This window comes from Aquirufa antheringensis (assembly GCF_004307425.1).
GTDB lineage: Bacteria > Bacteroidota > Bacteroidia > Cytophagales > Spirosomataceae > Aquirufa > Aquirufa antheringensis.
Genome location: NZ_SEWZ01000002.1, coordinates 489,478 through 512,264 on the forward strand (window position 1 = coordinate 489,478; position 22,787 = coordinate 512,264).

18 protein-coding genes are annotated in these 22,787 nt (G+C 45.2%); 5 read left to right on the plus strand and 13 right to left on the minus strand.

Annotation, left to right across the window (positions count from 1 at the left end; genetic code table 11):
• The first annotated feature begins 117 nt into the window (after positions 1 to 117).
• Complete coding sequence (locus tag EWU21_RS05065) at positions 118 to 789, plus strand: TetR/AcrR family transcriptional regulator (protein WP_130895721.1); 672 nt, start codon at positions 118 to 120, stop codon at positions 787 to 789.
• Between the two features lie 32 nt (positions 790 to 821).
• Here EWU21_RS05065 and EWU21_RS05070 read toward each other — a convergent pair whose 3' ends face one another.
• Positions 822 to 3,056 carry a glycoside hydrolase family 3 protein gene (locus EWU21_RS05070; protein ID WP_130895722.1) on the minus strand — a complete coding sequence of 745 codons (2,235 nt, stop codon included), beginning with the start codon at positions 3,054 to 3,056 and terminating at the stop codon, positions 822 to 824.
• Positions 3,057 to 3,108: 52 nt separating this feature from the next.
• Positions 3,109 to 4,965 (minus strand): sialate O-acetylesterase, encoded by a 1,857-nt coding sequence (locus EWU21_RS05075; protein WP_130895723.1) that lies wholly within the window; start codon positions 4,963 to 4,965, stop codon positions 3,109 to 3,111.
• A gap of 124 nt (positions 4,966 to 5,089) precedes the next feature.
• Between EWU21_RS05075 and EWU21_RS05080 the strand changes: the two genes are divergently transcribed.
• Positions 5,090 to 7,819 carry a DUF7133 domain-containing protein gene (locus EWU21_RS05080; protein WP_130895724.1) on the plus strand — a complete coding sequence of 910 codons (2,730 nt, stop codon included), beginning with the start codon at positions 5,090 to 5,092 and terminating at the stop codon, positions 7,817 to 7,819.
• A gap of 66 nt (positions 7,820 to 7,885) precedes the next feature.
• Complete coding sequence (locus EWU21_RS05085; protein ID WP_130895725.1) at positions 7,886 to 8,686, plus strand: SDR family NAD(P)-dependent oxidoreductase; 801 nt, start codon at positions 7,886 to 7,888, stop codon at positions 8,684 to 8,686.
• On the opposite strand, the gene EWU21_RS05090 is transcribed toward EWU21_RS05085, so the two are convergent.
• The gene (locus EWU21_RS05090) at positions 8,683 to 12,183 is read right to left on the minus strand and encodes an alpha-L-rhamnosidase (protein ID WP_130895726.1); all 3,501 of its coding nucleotides are present in this window, start codon (positions 12,181 to 12,183) and stop codon (positions 8,683 to 8,685) included. The genes EWU21_RS05085 and EWU21_RS05090 overlap by 4 nt on opposite strands.
• 107 nt (positions 12,184 to 12,290) lie before the next feature.
• Between EWU21_RS05090 and EWU21_RS05095 the strand changes: the two genes are divergently transcribed.
• Complete coding sequence (locus EWU21_RS05095; RefSeq protein ID WP_130895727.1) at positions 12,291 to 12,746, plus strand: hypothetical protein; 456 nt, start codon at positions 12,291 to 12,293, stop codon at positions 12,744 to 12,746.
• Between the two features lie 40 nt (positions 12,747 to 12,786).
• Here the strand turns inward: EWU21_RS05095 and EWU21_RS05100 are convergent, their stop codons facing one another.
• From EWU21_RS05100 to EWU21_RS05130, 7 genes are all read right to left on the minus strand, one after another.
• The gene (locus EWU21_RS05100) at positions 12,787 to 13,314 is read right to left on the minus strand and encodes a nuclear transport factor 2 family protein (protein ID WP_130895728.1); all 528 of its coding nucleotides are present in this window, start codon (positions 13,312 to 13,314) and stop codon (positions 12,787 to 12,789) included.
• Positions 13,315 to 13,428: 114 nt separating this feature from the next.
• Complete coding sequence (locus EWU21_RS05105; RefSeq protein WP_130895729.1) at positions 13,429 to 13,812, minus strand: Dabb family protein; 384 nt, start codon at positions 13,810 to 13,812, stop codon at positions 13,429 to 13,431.
• 5 nt (positions 13,813 to 13,817) lie between these two features.
• Complete coding sequence (locus EWU21_RS05110; protein WP_130895730.1) at positions 13,818 to 15,056, minus strand: flavin-dependent oxidoreductase; 1,239 nt, start codon at positions 15,054 to 15,056, stop codon at positions 13,818 to 13,820.
• Positions 15,053 to 16,114 (minus strand): 3-phosphoserine/phosphohydroxythreonine transaminase, encoded by a 1,062-nt coding sequence (gene serC, locus EWU21_RS05115; protein WP_130895731.1) that lies wholly within the window; start codon positions 16,112 to 16,114, stop codon positions 15,053 to 15,055. The genes EWU21_RS05110 and serC overlap by 4 nt, the downstream gene beginning before the upstream one ends.
• Positions 16,114 to 17,286, minus strand: a complete 1,173-nt coding sequence (locus tag EWU21_RS05120; protein ID WP_236633174.1) for an MFS transporter — start codon at positions 17,284 to 17,286, stop codon at positions 16,114 to 16,116. The genes serC and EWU21_RS05120 overlap by 1 nt, the downstream gene beginning before the upstream one ends.
• 5 nt (positions 17,287 to 17,291) lie before the next feature.
• On the minus strand, positions 17,292 to 17,801 hold the full coding sequence (locus EWU21_RS05125) for a DUF3237 domain-containing protein (RefSeq protein ID WP_130895732.1): 510 nt from the start codon (positions 17,799 to 17,801) through the stop codon (positions 17,292 to 17,294).
• 13 nt (positions 17,802 to 17,814) lie between these two features.
• Positions 17,815 to 18,195: a hypothetical protein gene (locus EWU21_RS05130; protein ID WP_130895733.1), complete on the minus strand. Its 381-nt coding sequence runs from the start codon at positions 18,193 to 18,195 to the stop codon at positions 17,815 to 17,817.
• Positions 18,196 to 18,214: 19 nt separating this feature from the next.
• Here EWU21_RS05130 and EWU21_RS05135 point away from each other — a divergent pair, with 19 nt between their 5' ends.
• On the plus strand, positions 18,215 to 19,345 hold the full coding sequence (locus EWU21_RS05135) for a glycerate kinase (RefSeq protein WP_236633175.1): 1,131 nt from the start codon (positions 18,215 to 18,217) through the stop codon (positions 19,343 to 19,345).
• Between the two features lie 215 nt (positions 19,346 to 19,560).
• On the opposite strand, the gene EWU21_RS05140 is transcribed toward EWU21_RS05135, so the two are convergent.
• The 3 genes from EWU21_RS05140 to nagA form a co-directional block, all read right to left on the minus strand.
• Positions 19,561 to 20,325, minus strand: a complete 765-nt coding sequence (locus EWU21_RS05140) for a hypothetical protein (protein ID WP_130895734.1) — start codon at positions 20,323 to 20,325, stop codon at positions 19,561 to 19,563.
• 239 nt (positions 20,326 to 20,564) lie between these two features.
• Entirely contained in the window at positions 20,565 to 21,713 is a 1,149-nt protein-coding gene (locus EWU21_RS05145; RefSeq protein ID WP_130895735.1) for a methionine aminotransferase, read from the minus strand.
• Between the two features lie 3 nt (positions 21,714 to 21,716).
• Positions 21,717 to 22,787 (minus strand): N-acetylglucosamine-6-phosphate deacetylase, encoded by a 1,071-nt coding sequence (nagA, locus tag EWU21_RS05150; RefSeq protein WP_130895736.1) that lies wholly within the window; start codon positions 22,785 to 22,787, stop codon positions 21,717 to 21,719.

The window sequence follows — 22,787 nt, forward strand, 5'->3', positions numbered from 1 at the left end:
ATTGCAAAACTATAAATACTTTTTTAAATAATAGTAATGCTATTATTAATAATTGTTAAAATATCTTTTGTGTTAGTGTTTCTATTATTAACTTTGTGCTATTCAAAAGGTTTAACAATGGATTATTCATTAAGTTTTAAGGTAAACGAAAAGATCTATTTACGGGATCCAGAAAGCACTGAATTAGGCAAGCAGATTGTTAAAAATGCTATTGACCTCATTCATACCTTAGGTTTTGAACATTTCACCTTTAAGAAATTAGCGAAGGAGATGAATACAACCGAAGCGTCCATCTACCGTTATTTCGAGAATAAACACCGGATGTTGTTATACATTTTGAATTGGTATTGGTCTTTTATGGAATACTTGGTGGTGTTTCAATTACAACCTTTGGCAAATTCGAAAGAAAAATTAGAACGCCTAGTCGAGTTATTAACGCATCCCTTACCGGAGAGTGAAGGCCAGTCAGATTATAATAAGAATTATTTACACCAAATCGTCATCACCGAAAGCAGCAAAGTTTACCTTGTTAAAGAGGTGAAGGAGATCAATGAAGACGCCGTTTTTAAGCCCTACAAGGACCTTTGTGGCCGTATTTCCGCTTTGATTCAATCGCATAATCCTACGTACGCATTTCCGCATTCCCTCAGTAGCACCTTGATTGAAACAGCGCATTCACAGCTCTTTTTCAGTCAGCACCTGCCTAAATTGACAGACGCCGGGAAGAAGCACAAGACGGAATTTGTCGCGCGCTATTTAACAGATTTGTTATTCAAATCATTGAACTAACTACGAATCGACTATTGACTAGCGACTATTGACTACTTGAAAGTCTTCGCTCTCCCATCCTGAATCACCCCTTTCCAGTTCATCCCAAAACCGAAGTCATAGCGATGTCCTTCCGAGTCCAAGTGGCATTCCATATCAAATGGCACGTCTTCTTTTTGCTTTTCCACGATGCTCATATTCGCTGGCATTTGCATCGGCAATAAGGCTTGTGGCTCCGCTTTTCCTGCTATAATTTCTAAGATCGCTTGGTCTTGCACGCCAAAACTCGCTAGGATCGCATCTGCTTTTCCTTCAAATTCTGCGAACACCATCGGGTTCGATACGTTGACGGAAACGATGACTGGTTTGCCATTCATTTTCGCTTTAGTCTCTTCGATTAATTGGATGTCCGTCACGTTGCGCGACTTCACCGTTTTGCCTTTATAGCTTCTGTTCGTGAAGTTTTCCAAAGGATCTCCACCCGCAATACTTACCTCACGTGCATCGTTTGCTGTGTAATCGTTGTATTGAAGTGAGATTGGCAAGTAACCGTTACCCCCTTTGGCCACATCTTCTTTATCGTAACCGATACCACTTTTCGGATTTTCGATACACACTAAAGCGATGTCCGCTTTCGACGCGTCGTCTGTCACGTTAAAGTATTTCTGTACCAATTCGATGTTGATAGGGAAGTCATTCGAAGCTGGAATCGGGAAGCCCAAAAAGTGACGGGACGCTGCCACGAAACGTTTTGGAATGTAGAGCGTTTTCTTCTCTTTAATAGGCAACAAATTCGCCTTGTTTTTCAAGAGCACAATCGATTGCAATTGCGCTTGGAAACCCGCTTGCATAAACTCCGGTTTACCCACCGTCGCTTTTGTTTCTGCTGGATTCACGTACGGATTTTCGAATAAACCCACTTGGAAAATATTGCGTAATAAACGCACCGCAGATTGTTCCATACGCGAACGCATCTTCGCCTCGCCATGCTCTTTCACGCCCATCGCATACGCATCGATGATCGGTTTCATATCGTTATTTCCCCCAAACTGATCGGCTCCCGCCATCAATACTTTATAATGACGTTCCGCCATATTCAAGTTCTCTACGCCCCATACTTTGCCGTCGATGAATACGTCCATCGCCTGGTGATCGCCAGTCACTAACCAGTCTGTACAAACGACGCCATCGTAGCCGTATTTGGTACGCAACAGGTCCGTCACTAAGTATTTGTTGTAATTGTTTGCGACGTTTTCGTTTGTCTGGTTCCACGAGATCGTATAGTAGGGCATTACGGCCGCTGCCTTCTTCGTGTTACCTGATAGTTTAAACGCGCCTTCCGTAAACGGAATCAAGTGTTCGTTAAAGTTATTTCCTGGGTAAACCGCAAATTTCCCGTTCGCATAGTGCGCGTCGCGACCCGCTTCGCCTGCGCCACCACCTGGCCAGTGTTTGACCATCGCGTTCACGCTTAATCCACCCCAGTTGTCTCCTTGGAATCCGTTGCAATACGCTTCCCCCATTGCCGCAGAAAGCTTTGGACTTTCCCCAAAAGTTCCGTCAAAACGACCCCATCTCGGTTCAGTCGCGATGTCTACTTGGGGCGATAAAGCAGTTGCAATTCCTAAAGCGCGGTATTCTGCCGCCGCAATGCGTCCGAATTGCTGAATTAGCGCAGGCTTGAACGTCGCCGCCATTCCTAAAGACGAGGGCCACATCGAAATCAAGCCACCGGCTGCTGCATTAAATTCCGCACGAGCGGAGGTTCCGTGACGCGGATCCGTGCTGTTATTAGCCGGAATACCTTTGCCTACTGATTCACAAAAGGCTTGCATTTTATTGTTCCATTTCGCCGCATCCTCTGGGCTCGAAACCGTCGTCAATAAGACGTGACGTAAATTGTCTGCTTGTAAAAATTTCTTCTGTTGATCTGTTAAATCCGAGGCATCCATGGTTTTTGGATCAAATGGCTTGCCGCCATACGTCCCTGCGAAATAACCATCGGGTCTTGCTGGAACCGCTTGGTGTCCGGAGTATAACATCAAACCAGCGATTTCTTCTACGCTTAACTGCTTCGCTAGATCTTTGGCCCGCTCGTCTACCGGTTTTCTCCAATCCTCGTACACATCCAATTTTCCGTTTTTATTCAGGTCTTTGAATGATAGGCCATCCTTTTGAATGATTTTGGCCTGATCATAGCCTAGAGTAGGGCCATTTTTCTGCTGAATAAAATGCTGTTGACTGAAAGCTACAGTCGAAATCGCGAGTAATCCGAGGATCTTTTTCATTGAGTGTTAGGGTAATTTTGCCAAAGATAGTTATTGTAGCAGAATGATACAATTAATTATCCGTCCTAAATGGCGAAGCCGGCAAGCCCTCTACATTGATTAAATTAGCTCCCTCCGGATTATCTGCCCAGGCATAGCGAACGTACATTGGCTCTGTTATTTCATCGCTCCAAACCACGACCGTATTCCGTTCGATAATCGCCTTTGCCCATACGAATTTCTTGTCTTTCCCGGCGATCGCAAATTGCATCAATTCGTCTTCATCCGTTTTATTTATCGAGAGTCCGCTGCCCGTTTCGCGGAAGCGAATGCGGATGCGGTTTCCCTCGATTTGGTTGGACTCATAAATAGGTCCAGACGAAACGATGTCCTCTCCGTAGGCTAATTTGCGGGCGGCTAAAGCGAGTCGTTCGCCGATCGGTTTTTTCGTCAATGGATGAATGTCATTCCACTCGCCTAAATCTAGCGTTACCGCCATGCCACTTCGCGGAATGGATAAACTCTTGAGTTGTCCATCGCGCAGAACGGCCATATTACTTTCTGCCGGCAGCATAGTCCGGTCTTGGAAACCGGGTAATTGCACGTATAAAAAGGGAATATTGGGTTGCTTGAATTGTGTTCTCCAGTCTTTGGCTAAAGCGGGCAACAGCTGTTCATAAATCTCTGGTTTCCACACATTGGTTTCGCCTTGGTACCACACAAATCCCTTTAAGGAATACGAGGTAAAAGGGGCAATCATGGCATTGTACAAGGCGGTAGGGGTGAAATTAGATGGAGCTGGTTTTTCCACTACTGGAGGGAAAACTTCGCCTACCTTGTAATTCCAATCCCCTTGCAAATCGACTGTTTGATCGCCCACAATCAGTTCGTATGGCTTATCTGGCACAAAACCACCTTTCCCGGCCGTGTTGGTGACGCGAATGACAATCAGGTTTTTGCCTGCTTTTAACAGGCCATTTTTGACGTTATATCTGCGTGGCGGATATTGGTAGGTGATATTTCCCACTTGTTCCCCGTTCACAAATACCTGGTCAGCATCGACGATGCGGCCCATAAAAAGTTTGGCAGGCAAACCCGCTAATGACAAAGGAATCTCGATTTCTCTTCTGAACCAAACCACGCCGTTCAGATCTCTTAAACCCTGATCTTCCCAAAAACCAGGGATCGAAAAGCGTTTCCAACCTTTGGGAACATACGCAGGATTCGCCCATTTTTCGGTAAGGCCGCGGTCTGTGGACTTTTTTGCAATGACTGACGGGGGCGAAAGGCGTGATGTGTCTTTCACATAGGCCGGAAACTCTTTTAACCCCGCCTCGCTAATCCAGGATTCGATGGGAGTTCCACCCACACTGGAATTAATGATCCCGATGGGTACCTGGTATTTTGCATACAAATCACGTGCAAAGAAATACGAAACCGCACCCATTTGTAGCACGTTTTCAGGCGTAACCGGAAGCCAGGAACTCGCTGGCAAATCGCTGCGAACTTCTACCTTGGAGATGGCGGTGGGAATGAAGAAATTTCGAATTTGGGGGTTATTCGCGGAGGCAATATCAGCTGGGTATTTCTCCTTCACGCGCTCCATGTTGATGACCATATTGGATTGTCCAGCGCATAGCCACACATCCCCGAAAAGGACATCTTTCACGGACTTTTCGTTGATCGTAATCTCATACGGACCCCCAGCAGGCGTTGCTGGTAAGGTGCAAGCCCAGTTTCCTTTGGAATCTCCAATAGCCCGGATCTTTTTTCCTTTAAAGGTTACATTTACTTTCTCGCCCGGATTCGCCCAGCCCCAAATTTTCACCGGCATATCGCGTTGCAGCACCATTCCGTTGCTGACTAAAGACGGGAGTTTAACCTCTGAAAACGCCGCAAAGCTGAGGAGGAGGAGGAAGATTTTTTTCATAGAAGTTTAGATCGTAGCACTAAGATAAGGAATTCTGCAATTTAGGATGGCCTGCCCTGATAATTCCGCTTAACCTATTGTAATTCAGCGAAATTCTGTATTCCTTGTGTACAAATCTAAACCTATGAAAAAATTAGCCCTTTTATCTTTGGCGGGTATGCTGACGCTTGCTGTTTTGGCCTCCTTTCACTCCACCTCTTCTCGTACCAGTTCAGTAGATACGTTGAAAATTCCGGATGGGGTAGATCCGAATGATGAGAACTGGAAAGGGATTGATTTAGCGCCCAAAGCTCCGGTGCAACCTTTGACCATCGACGAACAACTGAAAAAATTCCTACTTCCGGAAGGCTATCAAATGCAGCCAGTTTTAACGGAGCCACAGATTCAGCAGCCTGCGGAAATTGTGTTTGATGGGAATGGGCGGATGTACGTTTTGGAGTTAAGATCGTATATGTTAGATGCAGATTCCAAAAACGAATTAGAACCCACCAGCCGTATTTCTCGCTGGGAAGACAAAAATAATGACGGGATTTACGAGACAGGAACGGCCTTTGTGGACGGATTAATCTTCCCTCGTTTCGTCTTGCCTTATGGTAAAAACAGCATCTTAACGATGGAGTCCGATCAGGATAATATATATAAATACACGGACACAAACGGCGACGGAAAGGCCGATAAAAAAGAGTTTTTCACGAACAAATACGGCCGTTCTGGTAACGTCGAACACCAGCAAGCCTTCTTATTTTACGGGATGGACAATTGGCTTTATTCCACTTATAATGCTTTCCGTATCCGAGAAACGCCTAGTGGCATCATCCGTGAAAAAACGGGGGCAAACCGTGCCCAATGGGGAATTACCCAAGACGATGACGGGAAATTATACTTCCAAGGTGGTGCTTCTGGTGTGCCATCTCACTTCCAATTCCCCATTCAATATGGGAACTTCGAAGTGCCAAATGAATTAGCGCCTGGCTTCGTGGTACCTTACGGCGCGGCGGTAAAAGTATCAGACATGCAAGGCGGAATGGATGAAATTCGCCAACCGGATGGTTCGTTAAATCGTGTAACGGGATCCGCTGGAAACGATATTTTCCGCGGCGATCGTCTTCCTTCTTCTTTACGCGGTCAGCTCTTTTATGGTGAGCCGGTAGCTCGTATTGTCCGCCAAATTAACCCCGTGAAAACGGAGGGTTTGACGACATTGCACAATGTGTTTCAGGATCAAAAATCCGAATTCATTCGTTCCACCGATCCCTTGTTCCGTCCTATCGATATGGCTACCGCTCCGGATGGAACGATGTACATCGTAGATATGTACCACGGGATTATTCAGGAGGGGCAATGGACGCCTAAGGGATCTTATTTACGCATGAAAATCGAGCAATACAAATTAGATAAAGTGGTGGGCTTGGGACGTATTTGGCGCGTGAGTCATGAGGGCTTCAAGCGCGACACGAAACAACCTCGGATGTACGATGATAAATCGGCTACTTTGGTGACCTATTTAAATCACCCGAATGGCTGGTGGCAAGATATGGCGCAACAAGTGTTAGTGCAACGCCATGATAAATCGGTGGTGCCCGCCTTGACGGCGATGGCATTAAAGGGGACGAATGTAAATGGTCGTATTCACGCGATTTGGACTTTAGAAGGCTTAGGCGCTTTGAAAGTTTCCACGGTCACTCATTTAGCGAGTGATGCAAATCCGCGTATTCGAATTCAAGCATTAAAGGCTTCAGAAACCTTGTATAAAGCTGGCGAAAAAGGGCTAGCGGATTTATACAATAAAGCCTTGAAAGACACGGATAATGAGGTGGTGATGCAGGCGATATTTACGCAGAAATTTCTGATGGTTCCTAATCATGAATCTTCCATCAAATCGACCTTAGTTTCGAATAAATCAGCTGGTGTAAAATTGATAGGCGAGCAAATTATCTCACCTCCTAAATCGCGCAATTTTAATGTGGCGGAACTGAGCAAAGAGCAAAAAGGAATTCTAGAGCGTGGCGAATTGGTTTTTGCGGAACTTTGTTCGCAATGCCATGGCAATGATGGGATGGGTAAGTCGATGGGGAATGGGAAATTGTTAGCGCCAGCTTTAGCAGGATCTTTCCGCATTCAACAGCATCCAGAATATGCCGTTCGCGTGCTTTTGCATGGCTTAGAGGGTTCTATCGAAGGAAAAACCTATGCGGGAGGTTTGATGCAACCCATGAAAGAGCAGTCTGATCAGTGGATTTCAGACGTGGTTTCGTATATCCGAAATGGCTTGTCGAACGACGCGTCGTTTGTTAGTCCTGCGCAGGTGGCGGCTATTCGGGCGAACACAAACAAGCAGGCGGGGATGTATAAATTCGAGTCACTACTGAAGCAAGTACCGGTGGAATTTGTTCCGGACCAAAGCTGGAAATTCTATGCCTCCCACACCGCATCGACTCGCGTAGGTGGAAATGCCTCGCCTAAAAGCGCCTTCAATTACGAGGGCTGGTCGACAGGTAAAACGCAGGAAAAAGACATGGTTTTCCAAGTGGAGTTTCCAGCGGAATATACCTTCTCAGAATTCCATTTCACTTCTAATTCTGGATTTAAAAAAGGTCAAAGACCGAAAGCAGGGGAAACCCCTGAATTCACGCATACCTATCCGCGGAATATAACCGTGGAGGCCTCGACGAATGGCTCAGATTGGAAGGTAGTGCAAGCGAACGTGAAAGGAACGCAAGGCGACAACATCATCACGTTGCCAGCTACGCGTGCGAAGTTTATGCGCTTGAAATTAGCGGAGGGAGTCACGGCAGCAGTGGATGACGTCACTCCTTGGTCGATGCGTTCGATGAAGATTTTTGGGTTGCGTTAGCGAAAAAGAAAGGTTGTTAACGGAGTTCTTTCTGTGTAAATTTGAAAGTAACCAAACGCTAAGTAAATGAAAATTCCAGGAAAAGTTTTCGTCATTACGGGTGCCGGAAGTGGCATGGGCCGCGAGATGGCTCTGCAGATTATTGCCCGCGGAGGCAAGGTGGCAGGACTAGATATTCACTTAGCGGCTTTGGAAGAAACGGCACAGTTATCCGGCGCTCGAGCGGAGAATTTTTTGTCTATCGAAGCTGATATTTCAGATCTTACACAGGTCAATGCGGTGCCAGAAAAAGTGCTGCAGCATTTTGGGCAGGTGGACGGACTGATTAATAATGCGGGAATTATTCAGCCCTTTGTGAAAGTGAATGAGCTGACCTTAGACCTCGTGAAGCGGGTGATGGACGTAAATTTTTTCGGACTCGTTTATTTGACTAAGGCCTTTCTTCCTTATTTTCTTGAACGTCCTGAAGCACATGTGGTGAACATTTCCAGCATGGGAGGTTTTTTACCTGTACCTGGTCAAAGCATTTATGGCGCCTCAAAAGCCGCAGTCAAACTCTTCACGGAAGGCCTCTATGCCGAGTTAAAAGATACGGCTGTGAAGGTTTCAACGGTCTTTCCTGGCGCTATCGCCACGAATATTACGGCTAATTCTGGTGTTGATATGCGCGCAATGGAGGGAAAATCGAGTGGAATGACGTCCCTGCCTGCAAAGGAAGCGGCGGCCATCATTTTAGCGGGAATGGAAGCGGATCGTTTCCATATTTTGGTGGGATCTGATTCTATATTCCTGTACTACCTGAGTCGTCTAGCCCCAGAATATGCGACGAATTTTATTGCCAAAAAAATGAAGTCCCTCCTCGGTTAATTCTCTTCCACGACGTATTCATATACCCCTGCGCCTAGCTCGAAGTTCATTCGATTCGCGCTGGTTTTTGTCTGAAAGCTACCTTTCACGATTTTACCCTGAGGTAGTTTCACTTGTGCGGAGGTATTCGCCGGAATCGTGAAACGGTAGGTCGTTTTATTTCCCTGTTTCGACCACTCGCTTTTGATATTACCGTACATGGTTTCGACATTGCCTTTAGCATACGTAATCTTGCCTGTAGGATCTGGCGTAGGCTGCAAAATGAAATGCTTGTAACCTGGAGATGTTTCGTCACGCTGAATTCCAAGCGAATGCGTGTACATCCACGCTGCCACTGCCCCGAACGAATAGTGGTTAAAGGAGTTCATGCTGTTGTTCCCACCGAAGCCGTTTTCGATGGTATACGAGTTCAGTCTTTCCCAAATACTCGTCGCCCCATTCGCCACCGAATACAACCAAGAGGGGTAGGTTTTCGTAGTCAATAGGCCGTAGGCGATGTCGTGTTTGCCATTCGCGGAAAGTGCTTCTGAGATAGAGGCCGTTCCGATGAATCCGGTCATCAAGGAGAAGGGCGGACGAACTTCGCCTTGGTCGTCTTTGTTCGATCTAGTGACGGTTGTAACTAAATGTTCGATCGCTCGTGGTGTATTCTGAGCATTGAATACGTTTAATGCCAAAGGAATCGCATAAGACGCCTGCGTATCCATCAGCTGGCCTTTGTCAGTGGACTCTGTGCTGACACGGTCGTTTGGAGCGCCCATAAAGCCGGTTTTTACACCAGATTTGATGGTTTTATGTGTCGCTTTATCAACGTAAATCGCGTTGAAATTGACTTTTTTGGCTTCGCTTTGGGCCAAATACTGATCTGCCTCTGCCGTTAAACCTAAAACGCGGGCAGCTTTCGAAACAATCGCTAAATCTGCCGCTTGGTAGGCCATCCAGAAGAGGGTATTGTCATTTTTATTGCCCTCCGGACTGAGCCAGTCGCCTAGTGGACCCTCGTTCAAAATGCCATCTTTGACTTTCGAATCGAGGAAAGTCATATAGCGTTTCATCGCGGGATAATGCTCCGCCAGCATTGCCTTATCACCATATTGCAAATAGGTTTCCCAGGGAATCACGATACCCGCGCTACCCCACAAGGTCCCGCCAAAACCCCCACCCATCGGCGCCACATCCGTGAATCGGCCATCGGCACGCTGCACATCGCGCATGCCCAGCAAGTGACGGCGCATGAAGTTATTTACTGGTGCCATCATCGTAGCTGTTTTGGAGAAGACATTGATGTCCCCGCTCCAGCCCATCCGCTCGTTTCTCGCCGGGGTGTCCGTCGGAATTGATAAGAAATTCGAGCGCATTGACCAGGTGATGTTAGACCATAGTTTGTTAACCATCGGGTCAGAGGTCTCATAGGAAGAGCTGATGTTTTTCACGGAGGAAAGCACGATTCCGGCTACCTGAGGTAGTTCAGGAGCTGTTTCTACTCCCGTAATCTCTACATAGCGGTAGCCGTGGAACGTAAAACGCGGTTGAATATATTCGTCTCCGCCTTGTAGAATGTGGATATCTTGCGCTAGGGCTGCCCGTATATTTTCGAGCATGATCATCCCTTTTTGACCAGCATATTCGGCTAGGTCGGGGTATAAAACTTCGGCAAAACGCATGGTGATGACTTGTCCAGGCTTTCCGTTTTTGATGAAGATCTTAGGGAAGCCGACCATGTTTTGGCCCATATCATACACATAAACCCCTTTTCTAGGTTCTGCAATGGACTTCGCCTGCAGTACTTGTTGCACCGTAACGCGGTCATCTAAATGATTTACTAACTTCATTTCTTGGTAATCAAGGGCGAAACTGGTTCCCTCTAAGTTGATTTTTGCGGCAGGGGCCCAGTTTTTATCATTGAAATGAGTAGATGACCAGCCTGCGATCGCTGCGTTTTTCTGAGCATCATATACTTCACCTTGGAAGAAACTTCCCACGCGGATGGGGCCATCGCTGAATGATTTCCAGGTCGAAGGATTCGTCCGAATGACCTGCTGCGTCCCGTCCGTATAGCGAATTTCGAGTGTGGCTACAAGGGATTGGCGATCACCAAAATAATTCCAATTATCACCACTATAGGTTATATTTCCGCTCCACCAGCCCTCACTTAACCAGGCTCCCCAGGCATTTTGGCCCTTATTTAGCAGCGCCGTCACATCAAAAACCTGGTAGGTATGCGTCTTATTGTATTGCGTTAAACCGGGATTAAAGAACTCGTCACCCACGCGTTTGCCGTTTAAGTATAGTTCATAAATGCCGCGTGCTGTAGCATAAATGCGGGCACTTTTGATTGTTTTCCCGTTTGCCGAAGCGAATTCTGTGCGCAACATTGGTGCGGCATTTCGGCTTGGATTAGCCACGCTAAATTTCCCGGAAACGCTAAATGCCTTACCATCAAAAGGGAGCTCTTTCCATAATCCTGGATTTTGAGAAGCCTCAAATAGCGGATTCGAAGGGAGTCTAAAATTTCGAATGATCACATCCGAGAAACGGGCAGAATGTCCAGCTCCAGTGGCAAATCCAATCTCCGAAAGCATGGGATAACTGATAAAATTATTGCCTAAACCGATGGGGTTAAGGTTCACGCCGGAGGGCGCAAAAATATTCGCATTTTTGTCCGTCGGATTAATCTTGTGTTCCTTGTCTACTTGATCGATGTAAAAATCAAACACCCCAAAATTGCATTCCGCAAACACCGTATGTTTTTGAGATTGATTCGCTGCATTGATGAGAGCTAAAGGAATGGTAAAGCTTTTGAACGGTTGATCTTCCTGGTCTTTTTTATCGTAACCTACCCGGTAAATGTGGAAAGAAGCTTGGCCAGAATCGGTTTTTGTTAGCCCGGAAATATCTAATTCCAGCTTAATATAGGATTGATTAGGACCGCTAGCCACGTCTTGAATATTCAGATTGCGGTTTTGTAATCGCGGGTCATTTGCCCCAAAAACAAAGCTCGCCTTCGTTCCTTGATCGATTTGGACCCCATATTGAAACTTATAGACGGATAAATAGTGCGAATAGAATGTCAGGTCATTGGATCCGATCCATTCCGCTCCTTTCCAGGCATCAAAACCCGGATTCATCAGGCCTGTTTCGAAGTGGGAGTTCTGTGTCGATTTCTTTTTGGCGGAATCCCAAACCTCCAGCGTCCAGCGATACGCCGTTTTCGCTTGTAGGGCTTCTCCAGCATATGGAATGCCTAAGGAGATGTCCGTGTTTTGCTTTTTAGAATCCCAAACTGCGCGTCCACTTTCGTCTTGCACCACAATTCGATAGGCTGATTGTTTTGCATTGCGAGCAGTAGAATTCATCTGCCAAGAAAAGCGGGGATGAGCTTCATCAAGTCCGAGTGGAGCCTTTTGGTATTCTACTTGTAAGTTTTGAAGGGAAAACTGCGCTTGAGCCACAAAAGAAAGCACAAATAGCAAACAGGCAAGGATCGACTTTTTCATATTCAATAGGTTTCATTCGAATGTACGAAAAGAAATGGAAGCCGGTGTCCTAGGGGTGAGTAGGACGGCGGAATATTTTTATTACCTTACGGAAAAATAAAACCCCCATGAACAAATTAACACTTAGTTTCACCCTGTTAGTAGTGTTCGCGCTTAGCGCGTTTGCACAACCGAAAACAGAACTTATTCAAGCCCGTATCATCAACGGAAACTGCAAGGTCAATTATTCTAAAGTGACCTCAGACGACGGTAAAGAGCACTTTGAGGTGACTCTGGCCTTTATGAGCACTCGAGATCTTTGGTCTACCTTAACCCTGGATACACCGGAAAAATTCCGTCGTTTTAACAATGATTTATTGAATAGAACACGGGAGACAACGAATGAAGACAAGTCAGCGTATTTGAGCGAGACGCGTAAAGATTATTATATCTCGAAAGACTTGAAAACGGATAACATTTCTATTATGCTGTTAGCGAATCAGGAACGTTGGATTCTTTTTAAAGAAGCAGCGAAGGAATTATCGCTGTATGTAAACACCATTCCGTACGGCGAAATGAAGTAAAAAAATGTTGCAGCGTCCGCAGGACGCTGCAACAAATCAATTATTTTGAAATTTCAACAAAAGCACTTCTGTCATAGTGTAACCATTCTTCGACTTGCTTGCCATCTTTGATCGCATCTACTGCGAAAATGACCATTTTCGTTTGCTTTTCACCTCTTGTGAAGATAAAGGTACTCTTACTCATGACATAGTTTGTATAGCCTTTTTTCTTAGAAGGCTTATCGAATTGATTTTCCCAAACTGGCCCCATCTCGACTTTTAACTTAATGCCTTTTTCTGCCATCGTTTTAAACATGGTCATATTTTCATTAAGACCCATGGAATCTAAATTGTCGTGAAATACGACATCTGGCGCATATGTTGCACGGTAAGCCGCAGAATCACCTGATTCAATCGCACGAATTGCCTTCATCACTAAACCTACGTTAGCGGAAGTATCGATAACAACTCCAGCTAAAACTGCGGAAGGATCAGTTGAAGTGCTTGCAGATGCTGCTGCACCGTCCTCTTTTTTAGAACAAGCGAAAATGCTTCCCGCTAGTACAAATAATAGAATGATTTTTTTCATTTCTTTGGTTTTTAATGGGTGAATAATTTTGCCAAAGAAAGGGGATATTTTACTACACAAAGTCAGTACGTGGGGGCACTTTTGTTCCGTTTACGGATTTGGGAACAAATTTAGCTACGCATCCACCGAATCATAGACCAGTACTTTTTTCCACAAGTGTGCATAATTCTTCACGAAATCGACGTGAATGGGGTGATCCTGGTAGACTTTTTGTCCCGCTTCGTCATCGAAAAACATCAATTCTGAAACATCCCAGCTCGTATCGACTACCTCGCGTTTTTCGGTAGAAGCCAAGGTCCCGATGTGAATTTCCTTGATGGAAGGAATGCCTTTCAGCGCTTTTAAGCCTTTGATTAATTGTTGTTTATCCTCTTTCGAATTCGGATTATTCAGCCAGAAAAACACGTGGTGTAATAAGGGCTTTTTCGCAGCAGTTTTCGCTGTTGTTCCTGTGCTCGCTAATAAGCCAGCTGAGGCAATAAAGTGACGTCTTTTCATATGTGTTAAGATTTAGCGTTCAGGCTTTGGATATCAAAACCTGCTACTTGTTTATACTGATTCATAATTTGTGCTAGTTCTTCGTGCGGAATTTCGTCCTCTCTAAAACCCGCAGGGAAACGCTCTTCCATGAGATCCATAATGAAATCGGGTCCTTTTTGGCGGTTTTGTAAGACTACTTTTGCCGTGGCAGGTACGCGCTCTTGGTCGTAATGAACGAGCGCTTGAATGACATCTTTTTCCGCTAATAAAGCTAAGGCCAAAGCGTCCGCATCCAAAATCGCTTGCGAAGCGCCATTCGATCCAATGGGGTACATTGGATGCGCCGCATCCCCTAAAAGAGTGACACGGGAGAATGACCATTTGTCTAAAGGATTGCGGTCTGACATCGGGAATTCGAAGATGCCGTCAGCTGTTTTTTCGATCATTTCCGGCACATCGATCCAGTCAAATTTCCAGTCTTTGTAAAGCTCCAATAACGGACCCTTTTCCACTTTGCGATTCCAATCACGCACCGTAATTTTTGCCCCTTCAGGCTCGCGAACGTTTGCCACCCAGTTGATGACTTGGTTCCCATCTGCGTCCGGTTCGCCTATGGGATAGATGACCATTTTCTGCTTGTTTGACCCGATCATGGCCATCGAAGAACCTGTTTGATAGGGTTTGATTTTGGCCGTTCCTCGGTATAAGATATTGCCAGAAAACACGACTCCACCCTCATTCGGGTATAATTTTTGACGCAAAACGGAATTGATTCCGTCGGCACCTATCAAGATATCTCCCTCTTCTTCCGCTACGATCTGCCCCGTTTCCTTGTTGATAAACGTCGCCGTGATTTTGTCTCCCTTTTCTTCAAAAGAATGCAGATGGCAATTCGTTTTCAAGTTTTCAGCACCGATTGTTTTCAGTGTTTCTTCCCAAAGCATCACTTGGAATTTCCCGCGGTGAATCGAGAACTGTGGCCAGCGATATCCCGCGAATTTCCCCCGCGGTTCTGACCAGAAAAATTGCCCAAAACGGTTCGCATAAATTAATTCTTTAGTCTCGACCGCAATGGCTGAGACTTTGGGTAACAAACCAATATTTGTCAAAACGCGCACGGCATGAGGTAGAATATTAATTCCCACCCCGAGCGGTTTTACTTCTTCCACGGATTCGAAAACCTTTACTTCAAATCCGGCCTGATGTAAGCGCAAAGCAGTCACCAAACCTCCAATTCCTCCGCCGGCGATGATTATTTTCATAGGGGCAAGTTTTGTAATAAATCCACTAAATGAGCTACGCTGGCTAGCGGTTGGCCGTTATAGATGGAGGCTCTAAATCCTCCTTTGGTAGGAAAACCTTTAATCCCCACGACATCATTTTGCTCTAAAAACAAGTTAATCTGCTGATCCATCTCTGGTGATTGACTCGTAAAGCAGGCGTTCATCACCGAGCGATCTTCTGTAGCTACGATGCCTTTCAGCAGCGGGTTTCTATCGATTTCGTTGTAAATCAAGGCTGATTTTTGCCGACTTAAGCGCTGCATTTCCGCTAGCCCACCTTGTTTATCGATATACCGAAGCATCAATAGCGCCACATAAACCGGGTAAGTCGGGATGGTATGGTAAAGTGAATTTTCGGCGATATGCGTATGATAATCAAATATCTTAGGAACCTTGCGGCTATTTTTCTCAGGCAAAACCGCTTTATTCACCAGCACGCAGGTAATCCCTGCAATCCCAAAATTCTTCTGTGCGGACGCGAAAATCACCCCAAATTTCTCCATCGGTAAAGGTCTTGACAAGAAATCAGAGGTCATATCCGCCACTAAGGGAACATCGACTTCCGGAAAATCGTGGTATTGCGTTCCGTCGATCGTCTCGTTCGAAACGACGTGTAAATAACGTGCACCTTGAACGTCTGTGATTTTAGGGATTCGGTCGAAGTTCGTGTCTTTGGAAGAAGCTAAAAAGAAGGCATTCGCCTCATTTGCCGCCGCTTCGATTGCACGTCCCGCCCAAAATCCGGTATCCACAAATGCAATCTTATCCTGGGGTTCTGTCAGATTCATCGGTGCCACGGTCAGCTGACTAGATGCCCCTCCGGGTAACCAAAGCACAGCCCAATCATCCGAAAGGCCATATAATTTTTTCACGAGCGCATTCGCCTCGTCTAATAAATCTGTGAAAATGGGTGAACGGTGGCTGATTTCAGCGATGGAAACGCCCATCCCATGGTAGTCAACTAAACCCGCCGCTGCCTCTTGAATAACCTCAAAGGGAAGAGTCGCCGGTCCAGGAAAGAAATTGTGTTTGCGCATTAGGAAATGGTTTGGGAACTAATTTTTAGCGTAATAATTCCGGCAAGTAAGGAAGGCAAGGCGAAGAACAAAAAGCTTTCGGCCATACCTAAACCTAGTCCCACTAAAATGCCGCCTAAGATCGGACCTAAAATACCACCTAAACGACCCATGCCGATCGCCCAGCCAATACCCGTCGAACGAATTGCCGTCGGATACATTCTCGCCGCTACGGCATACAATCCTACGAAGCTGCCCTGCACTCCGAAACCGAGGAAGAACAACACCACTAAGATCAAATTAGATCCAGAAAATTGTCCAAAAATTCCTAATAGAACCGCCGTAATTAATAACAACACTCCGATCGATTTTTTCAAGCCAAAACGGGTCGAAAAATAACCTTGCACCGGAATGCCCACGATGGCTCCCAGATTAAAGATCGTTCCGGAATAAATCGCTAATTCCATCGATAGGCCAGCATTAGAGGCTAATTTTGGAATCCAATTCATCAAGAAATACAGGGTAGTGAAAGATAAAAATAAAGCACTCCATAACTGCCAAGTGCTCCACTTAAATTCGGTTGTAAACAGGGCACTGATCTTGGCGTCTTCTGGCTTGGCTTTGGCCTTAAATTCATCAGACTCTTTCAGGAAGAAAAACAAGATAGGAATCACTAAAAAAGTGGCATATCCCGCCAATTCAAATAGGTGCTCCCAGCCATTTTCTGCGATAATTTTCGCGGAAGAAATGCCGGTTAACACGGCACCCACGGGATAACCCGCCACCACCGTGCTCACCCAAAAATCGCGTGTAGATGCCGGAGCATATTCCGCCGTAATCGCCGCCGTACTCGCCATCATCGTCCCGATGCCGAGTCCACTGATAAATCGATAGATCATCAAAATGTTCACATCCGTCGCGTAGGAGGTCAAATATATGCAGGTTCCCATAATCACCGCCGCCAGAATCATTAACGGTTTCCGCCCAAAACGATCCGCCAGCGGAGCTAAAAAAATCGCTCCCACCGTCATTCCCACCAGGCCGGAACTAAATACTATCCCTAAATTCGCCGGGGAAATACTCCAGGCCTTCGCAATCGCCGGAGCCGTATAAGAAATGATCAACACATCCATGCCATCGAGCATGTTGCACAGAAAACAGATCAAAATAATGAGTACTTGTATCGCTCTCATCGGCATTACATTACTTTCCAAACACGAATCAACACGTAATCCGGCAAGCGTTCTCCCGTACACACAAATAGGCTGTTGTTGACCCAATCGTATTGGCCTTTAGGCGCATCGAATTTAGGCATCGCTCGGAAATAGTATTCATTCGCATCCACCTTTTCGCCTTTAGCTAATCGTGCCGCGATTTCTGGAGTGGCAGCACGAATACCTGTATTTTTGACATAAATCAAGGTGCCATCATCCGTTCTAAATTGGTAATGCGCCTCTAATTCGGTCACTCCATCCGCTCGCAATATTTGCCAATCTGCTCCACCATTCAAGATTTCTCCCTTGATTTTAGGACCTTCCACCGTTCCACCGATAATGGGAATAATGCGGCGCGTTCCGTGAGGGGTTTCTCCTACGATTAAGGCAGGATCCAGTTTTACTTTCAGTTCACAGAAGAAATCGAGCGCTGGCGCCGTTTGGGCCTGGGACATAGTAATGCTCATAAAGAATAGGAATAGAATTTTTTTCATAGGTTTAGTTTAATCAGGGCAATCCTTGCTGAAAGGTAATTTCAGTCGTTAATCCCATTGCACTGAAACGAAAAGCCATCGTTCGTGCTTGAGACGGATTCGTAATTTTATCACAATGAGGGCCTTTTTCCAAAAAATACACGTAATATTCCTGATTTCGGTCCGCTAATTGTTGAATATCGGGTTTCCCCAGGATGTCTTCCAAATCATTAGAGCTAACCCCCTTCCACGTCATTTTATGCGTTTTCAGCCAGTCGATCTGCTTTTCTCTCGTCCCGCCACAACTCCCGCGGTCTTTTTTAAAGCTTTCTACATCGAAACCGGTCAAATCAGGTTGATTCGTACACGAAACGGATATCAAAAATAAGAGGGCAAAGGCTGTCAGTATTCTCATACCTTAAATTTAAGGAATTGTGGCTAAATTGCGGCATAAATCCATCGCTGTGCATATTTTAATCTCTCCTGATAAGTTTAAAGGCTCTCTTTCCGCCTCGCAAGTGTGCGTAGCGCTTGAAAAAGGGATTAAGAAACGTCGTCCCAAAACCGTTTTCACCACCCTCCCCCTCGCCGATGGCGGGGAAGGTACCTTGGAAGTAATTCAACAATTGCATGGCGGAACGTGGATTACAGCAGACACGTTCGATCCGCTAATGCGCCCCATTCAGGCAGATTATTTATGGTTAGCGGATCAAAAAACCGCATACATCGAAATGGCCCGCGCCTCTGGGCTCGCCTTATTGTCTGTAAAAGAGCGTAACCCATTTAAAACCTCGACTTTCGGAACTGGAGTTCTCATCGCGGATGCGTTACAACGCGGCGCCACCCAAATCATTCTCACCATCGGTGGTTCAGCCACAAATGATGCGGGAATTGGAATGGCTGCTGCTATGGGTTGGACCTTTTTGGATGAAGAAGGGGCTACTCTGAATCCAGTAGGCAAAAACATGATTCGCATTGCTTCCATATCAGCTGCTGAACCAGTCTCTTGTTCTTTCACGGTCGTTACAGACGTAACCAATCCCCTGGCTGGGAGCGATGGAGCAGCCCACGTTTTCGCCGCTCAAAAAGGTGCGACCGCCACGGCAATTAAACAATTAGACAAAGGTCTAAATAACATCGCTTCTTTCTTCGGATCCATCGCATCAGAACCCGGAGCGGGTGCCGCCGGTGGGCTTGGAGCAGGCGCCCGTTATTTCCTAAACGCTAAAATTGTCTCGGGATCTAGCTGGGTAATGGACAAGATTCATTTTAACCGGGCCCTTTTAAAAGCGGATTTCATTATCACTGGCGAAGGCAAGATCGATTCCTCTACCTGGGGAGGCAAAGTAGTGTCCGAAGTCGTGAAACGTTGCGATAAAGTCTTTAAGCAAACTATTTTGGTCTCAGGTGCCTTTGAAAGTTCTGCTAATTTCCCCCTGTTTTTGGATGAAAATGACGTGTTTACGATTGCGTCCCGTTCTACAGATGCAACTGATTCAATCGAACGTGCCGCTGAGATTTTAGAGCAGATCGGGGAAGAGATTGCGTTAAAGTATTTGAATTAGGGATTTAATTACCTTATTAAGAGTGATTTTTTCTTAAGACAGAATAATATAATATTGGCCCTAGTAATGGCATATAAAATATCATAAAGGAAAGATTCAATTTTGCCTTTTTTGAAATCGTTTTTGATTTATATATATCTAGGATTGCAACAATACTTGTTAAAATTGTTGATATTAATAAGAGGCCTATAATTGTATTTTTCATAATTGAATAGCTAGTAAGCGGAACTTAAATAAACGCATGTTGCACTTTTTGATACCCAACATGAAGCCCATCCTAATATAGGAATATCGCAAACAAATGTTGAAAATCCATCTGCTGATATTGCATCCGTTGCACATTTGTAACATTCTGAAAAGGATATATTTTGATCACTGTTACTATCGCAAAGTGAATAAATTCCTCCAGTAGAACCAAGTAATTGCGAGGATTTTTCTACTTGTTTAGAGGACTGTTTCAAATTAGGATTATCGTATTTTTCTTCAAGATTTTTCGAAAGTCCTTTTGAATCCCATTTTTTAATTAGGTTATTGACTACGTAAACAGACGAGTGATTGAATAAATCATAGTTGATGTCAACCATTTCTATGTTACCTGTTTTTGTTTTAAAATCATACTTTCGATAATCTACTAGGTTTATAGCATAGTCATCATTGTGGGGAAGTCTATTATTGGGGATTTTGATTGACTCTATTGTAGCTACAACAACTCCATTTTTTATAATTGGTGTTATGATTAGCGTTGCTGTATCGCCAGATGAAATCATTAATGTAATGACTTTAGATTCACTAAAGTTTATAATTCCAAAGCTTGAGATATATTCTTGATTTCTATGAACCGTAGAAGAAAGCATTAATTTTTTAGCTTCAAAGGAAAGGTCGTTTTGAGGTAAGGCAATTTCCATTTTTGTACATCCTAAAATGACAACTAATGTAAAAATGAAAAAGTAAAAAGCGCGGGTCATTTGTGTTAATTTCATTTTGTGGAATATTAGGTGGTTTGATATTTTGTTCCCTACTCTTATCTGGTTTTTAGGGGTTCACCATTTACTCGGTGCGAAAAAATCGCAAAAATTAAGTGTACTATGAAGTATGAAGGGGGAACAGATGTACCTAATCGATCGCTTAGGCCGAGGTAAATGTAGGATTGTTTTTGGAGAAACAATATAAAATAGAAAATGAGGACATAAATTATCAAGAAACTGATAATTTAATGAAGCTAAAATGCGTTTACTAAACGTTTCGCCGCTTCCACCAGCACTTCATCCTCTTTCGCAAAACAGAAGCGCAAGATTTTATCCCCAGGATCGGTTTCGTAGAAAACGGAAACGGGAATGGAGGCCACTTTGATTTCACGCGTAAGGCGATCGGCTAAATCCACATCCTTCTCGTTAGATATAGCTGAATAATCGAGGCATTGGAAGAAACTTCCGGCGCTAGGGAGTATTTTCCAACGACTTCCCACGAATTGGGAGGCGAAAAGGTCGCGCTTTTTTTGGTAAAAATCAGACAAACCGAGGTAATGAGCGGGCTCTTTCAAGTAATCTGCCAAAGCATATTGCAAAGGTGTCGCACTCGAAAAGGTGACCCATTGGTGGAGTTTTCTAAACTCAGCAGTCAAGAACGCCGGAGCGATACAATAGCCTATTTTCCAGCCCGTGATGTGGTAAGTTTTGCCAAAAGATCCACACACAAAACTGCGTTTACGCAATTCTGGATGTAATAAAACACTGGCGTGTTGTGCGCCATCGAAAACGATATGTTCATATACTTCGTCAGAAACGATCAATATATTCGTTCCTTTAACCACCTGTGCAAAGGCATCTAAATCCGCCATTGACCATACCGCTCCGGTCGGATTGTGCGGGCTATTCACCATAATCGCTCTCGTTCGGGGCGTAATTTTCGCAGTAACGGAAGACCAATCAATCGCAAAATTGTTCGAAGCCTTAAGTGGAATATGGATAGGAATTCCCCCTGCTAATCGAATGATGGGATCATAAGCATCGTAACTTGGGTCGAATAGTATGACCTCATCTCCGGGCGAAACGCAACAATGAATGGCAGCAAAAATGGCTTCCGTCGCGCCAGAAACAATTGTCATTTCTGAATCTGCATCGACAGGTATGTTATAAAAAGACGACGTTTTTGCCGCTAGCGATTGACGTAAAGCGGGAACACCGGCCATGGGGGCATATTGGTTATGGCCTTTGGCATACTGCTGTAATAATTCCTGCAAAGCGGGGGCACAATCGAAACCCGGAAAACCTTGGGAAAGGTTTAATGCCCCGTGCTCGATGGCGAGGGCAGACATTTTGGTAAAAATAGTGGTCTGAACTTGTGGCTGCTTCGATGGAAATGTAATCATAGCCTAATTTAACAAGGCTTTTCCATCGTACCAAACTTGTGCCACTTCCAGCGCCGGATTCAGCTCCACAAAGCAAGCACGTTTCCCTACTTCAATACTGCCTAAATCAGGTAAATTCGCCACTTCTGCCGGGTAAACTGTCGCCATCCGTATCGCCTCTTCTAACGGGATCGAAGCCTGTTCAACACAGTTTTGAATCGCCTCCATCATCGTCAAGGAAGAACCTGATAAAATACCCGCTTCGTTCGTGAAGCGACCGTCTTTGGCTAAAAAGGAATAGGGTCCAGACACATCATTCGTCACCGCATCCGTAATCAAAAACAGGCGACCTTTTTTCAAGCGATAGGCCAGTTCTAGTGATTTGAAATCGCAATGCAAACCGTCCGCAATAATGCTCGTCCACGCCTGAGATTGGAAGCTAGCTCCCACTAGACCTAAAGCCCGTGACTGCCACTGCGACATCGCATTAAACAGGTGTGTGATGCGAGATACACCCTTATCTATGGCGTTCATCGCTTGCTCAAAAGTGGCGTCGCTATGTCCCAGAGAGCACATGATGTGGCTTTTTACTACTAATGAAAGCTCCTCAGCGCTGAACATTTCAGGCGCAATTGTCAAGTAGGTGGGAATACCTTTCGTTCGCTCGATAAGCTCTTCTAGGAAAGCCAAAGATGGCTTTTGGACGAAGGCCTCCTGGTGCGCCCCGCGTCTAACCGGATTAAAAAAGGGCCCTTCTAAATGCAATCCCACTAGCCCAGGCCCGGTGTAAGTTGAATAAGCTTCGATAGCCTTCCACATGGAAGAAGCTGGCGAACAGTTCAGCGTAATTTGAAAGGCAACCGTACCTGTTTTATAGTGCTCGTCGAAGGTCGCTTGGATGGCCTCCGTTGTCTGGTGATTGGAAAAGAGAATCCCACCACCACCGTAAATTTGGAGGTCAATAAATCCGGGAACAAGGATGTTTTCAGACGCCGCGCCTACTCCGTCCGAAATAGCCGAAATGAGACCATTTTCTACAATGATTTCTTTGTTCTCTAGCCATTCGTGGCCCGTGAAAATGCGACTTGCAAACAT

Coding starts and splice junctions, on each gene's coding strand:
- serC (WP_130895731.1), bottom strand. CDS start 16,114: ATGCGCAAACACAATTTCTTTCCTGGACCGGCGACTCTTCCCTTTGAG.
- EWU21_RS05140 (WP_130895734.1), bottom strand. CDS start 20,325: ATGAAATTAACACAAATGACCCGCGCTTTTTACTTTTTCATTTTTACA.
- EWU21_RS05085 (WP_130895725.1), top strand. CDS start 7,886: ATGAAAATTCCAGGAAAAGTTTTCGTCATTACGGGTGCCGGAAGTGGC.
- nagA (WP_130895736.1), bottom strand. CDS start 22,787: ATGTTTGCAAGTCGCATTTTCACGGGCCACGAATGGCTAGAGAACAAA.
- EWU21_RS05130 (WP_130895733.1), bottom strand. CDS start 18,195: ATGAGAATACTGACAGCCTTTGCCCTCTTATTTTTGATATCCGTTTCG.
- EWU21_RS05105 (WP_130895729.1), bottom strand. CDS start 13,812: ATGAAAAGACGTCACTTTATTGCCTCAGCTGGCTTATTAGCGAGCACA.
- EWU21_RS05125 (WP_130895732.1), bottom strand. CDS start 17,801: ATGAAAAAAATTCTATTCCTATTCTTTATGAGCATTACTATGTCCCAG.
- EWU21_RS05110 (WP_130895730.1), bottom strand. CDS start 15,056: ATGAAAATAATCATCGCCGGCGGAGGAATTGGAGGTTTGGTGACTGCT.
- EWU21_RS05100 (WP_130895728.1), bottom strand. CDS start 13,314: ATGAAAAAAATCATTCTATTATTTGTACTAGCGGGAAGCATTTTCGCT.
- EWU21_RS05145 (WP_130895735.1), bottom strand. CDS start 21,713: ATGATTACATTTCCATCGAAGCAGCCACAAGTTCAGACCACTATTTTT.
- EWU21_RS05075 (WP_130895723.1), bottom strand. CDS start 4,965: ATGAAAAAAATCTTCCTCCTCCTCCTCAGCTTTGCGGCGTTTTCAGAG.
- EWU21_RS05120 (WP_236633174.1), bottom strand. CDS start 17,286: ATGAGAGCGATACAAGTACTCATTATTTTGATCTGTTTTCTGTGCAAC.
- EWU21_RS05095 (WP_130895727.1), top strand. CDS start 12,291: ATGAACAAATTAACACTTAGTTTCACCCTGTTAGTAGTGTTCGCGCTT.
- EWU21_RS05070 (WP_130895722.1), bottom strand. CDS start 3,056: ATGAAAAAGATCCTCGGATTACTCGCGATTTCGACTGTAGCTTTCAGT.
- EWU21_RS05080 (WP_130895724.1), top strand. CDS start 5,090: ATGAAAAAATTAGCCCTTTTATCTTTGGCGGGTATGCTGACGCTTGCT.
- EWU21_RS05090 (WP_130895726.1), bottom strand. CDS start 12,183: ATGAAAAAGTCGATCCTTGCCTGTTTGCTATTTGTGCTTTCTTTTGTG.
- EWU21_RS05065 (WP_130895721.1), top strand. CDS start 118: ATGGATTATTCATTAAGTTTTAAGGTAAACGAAAAGATCTATTTACGG.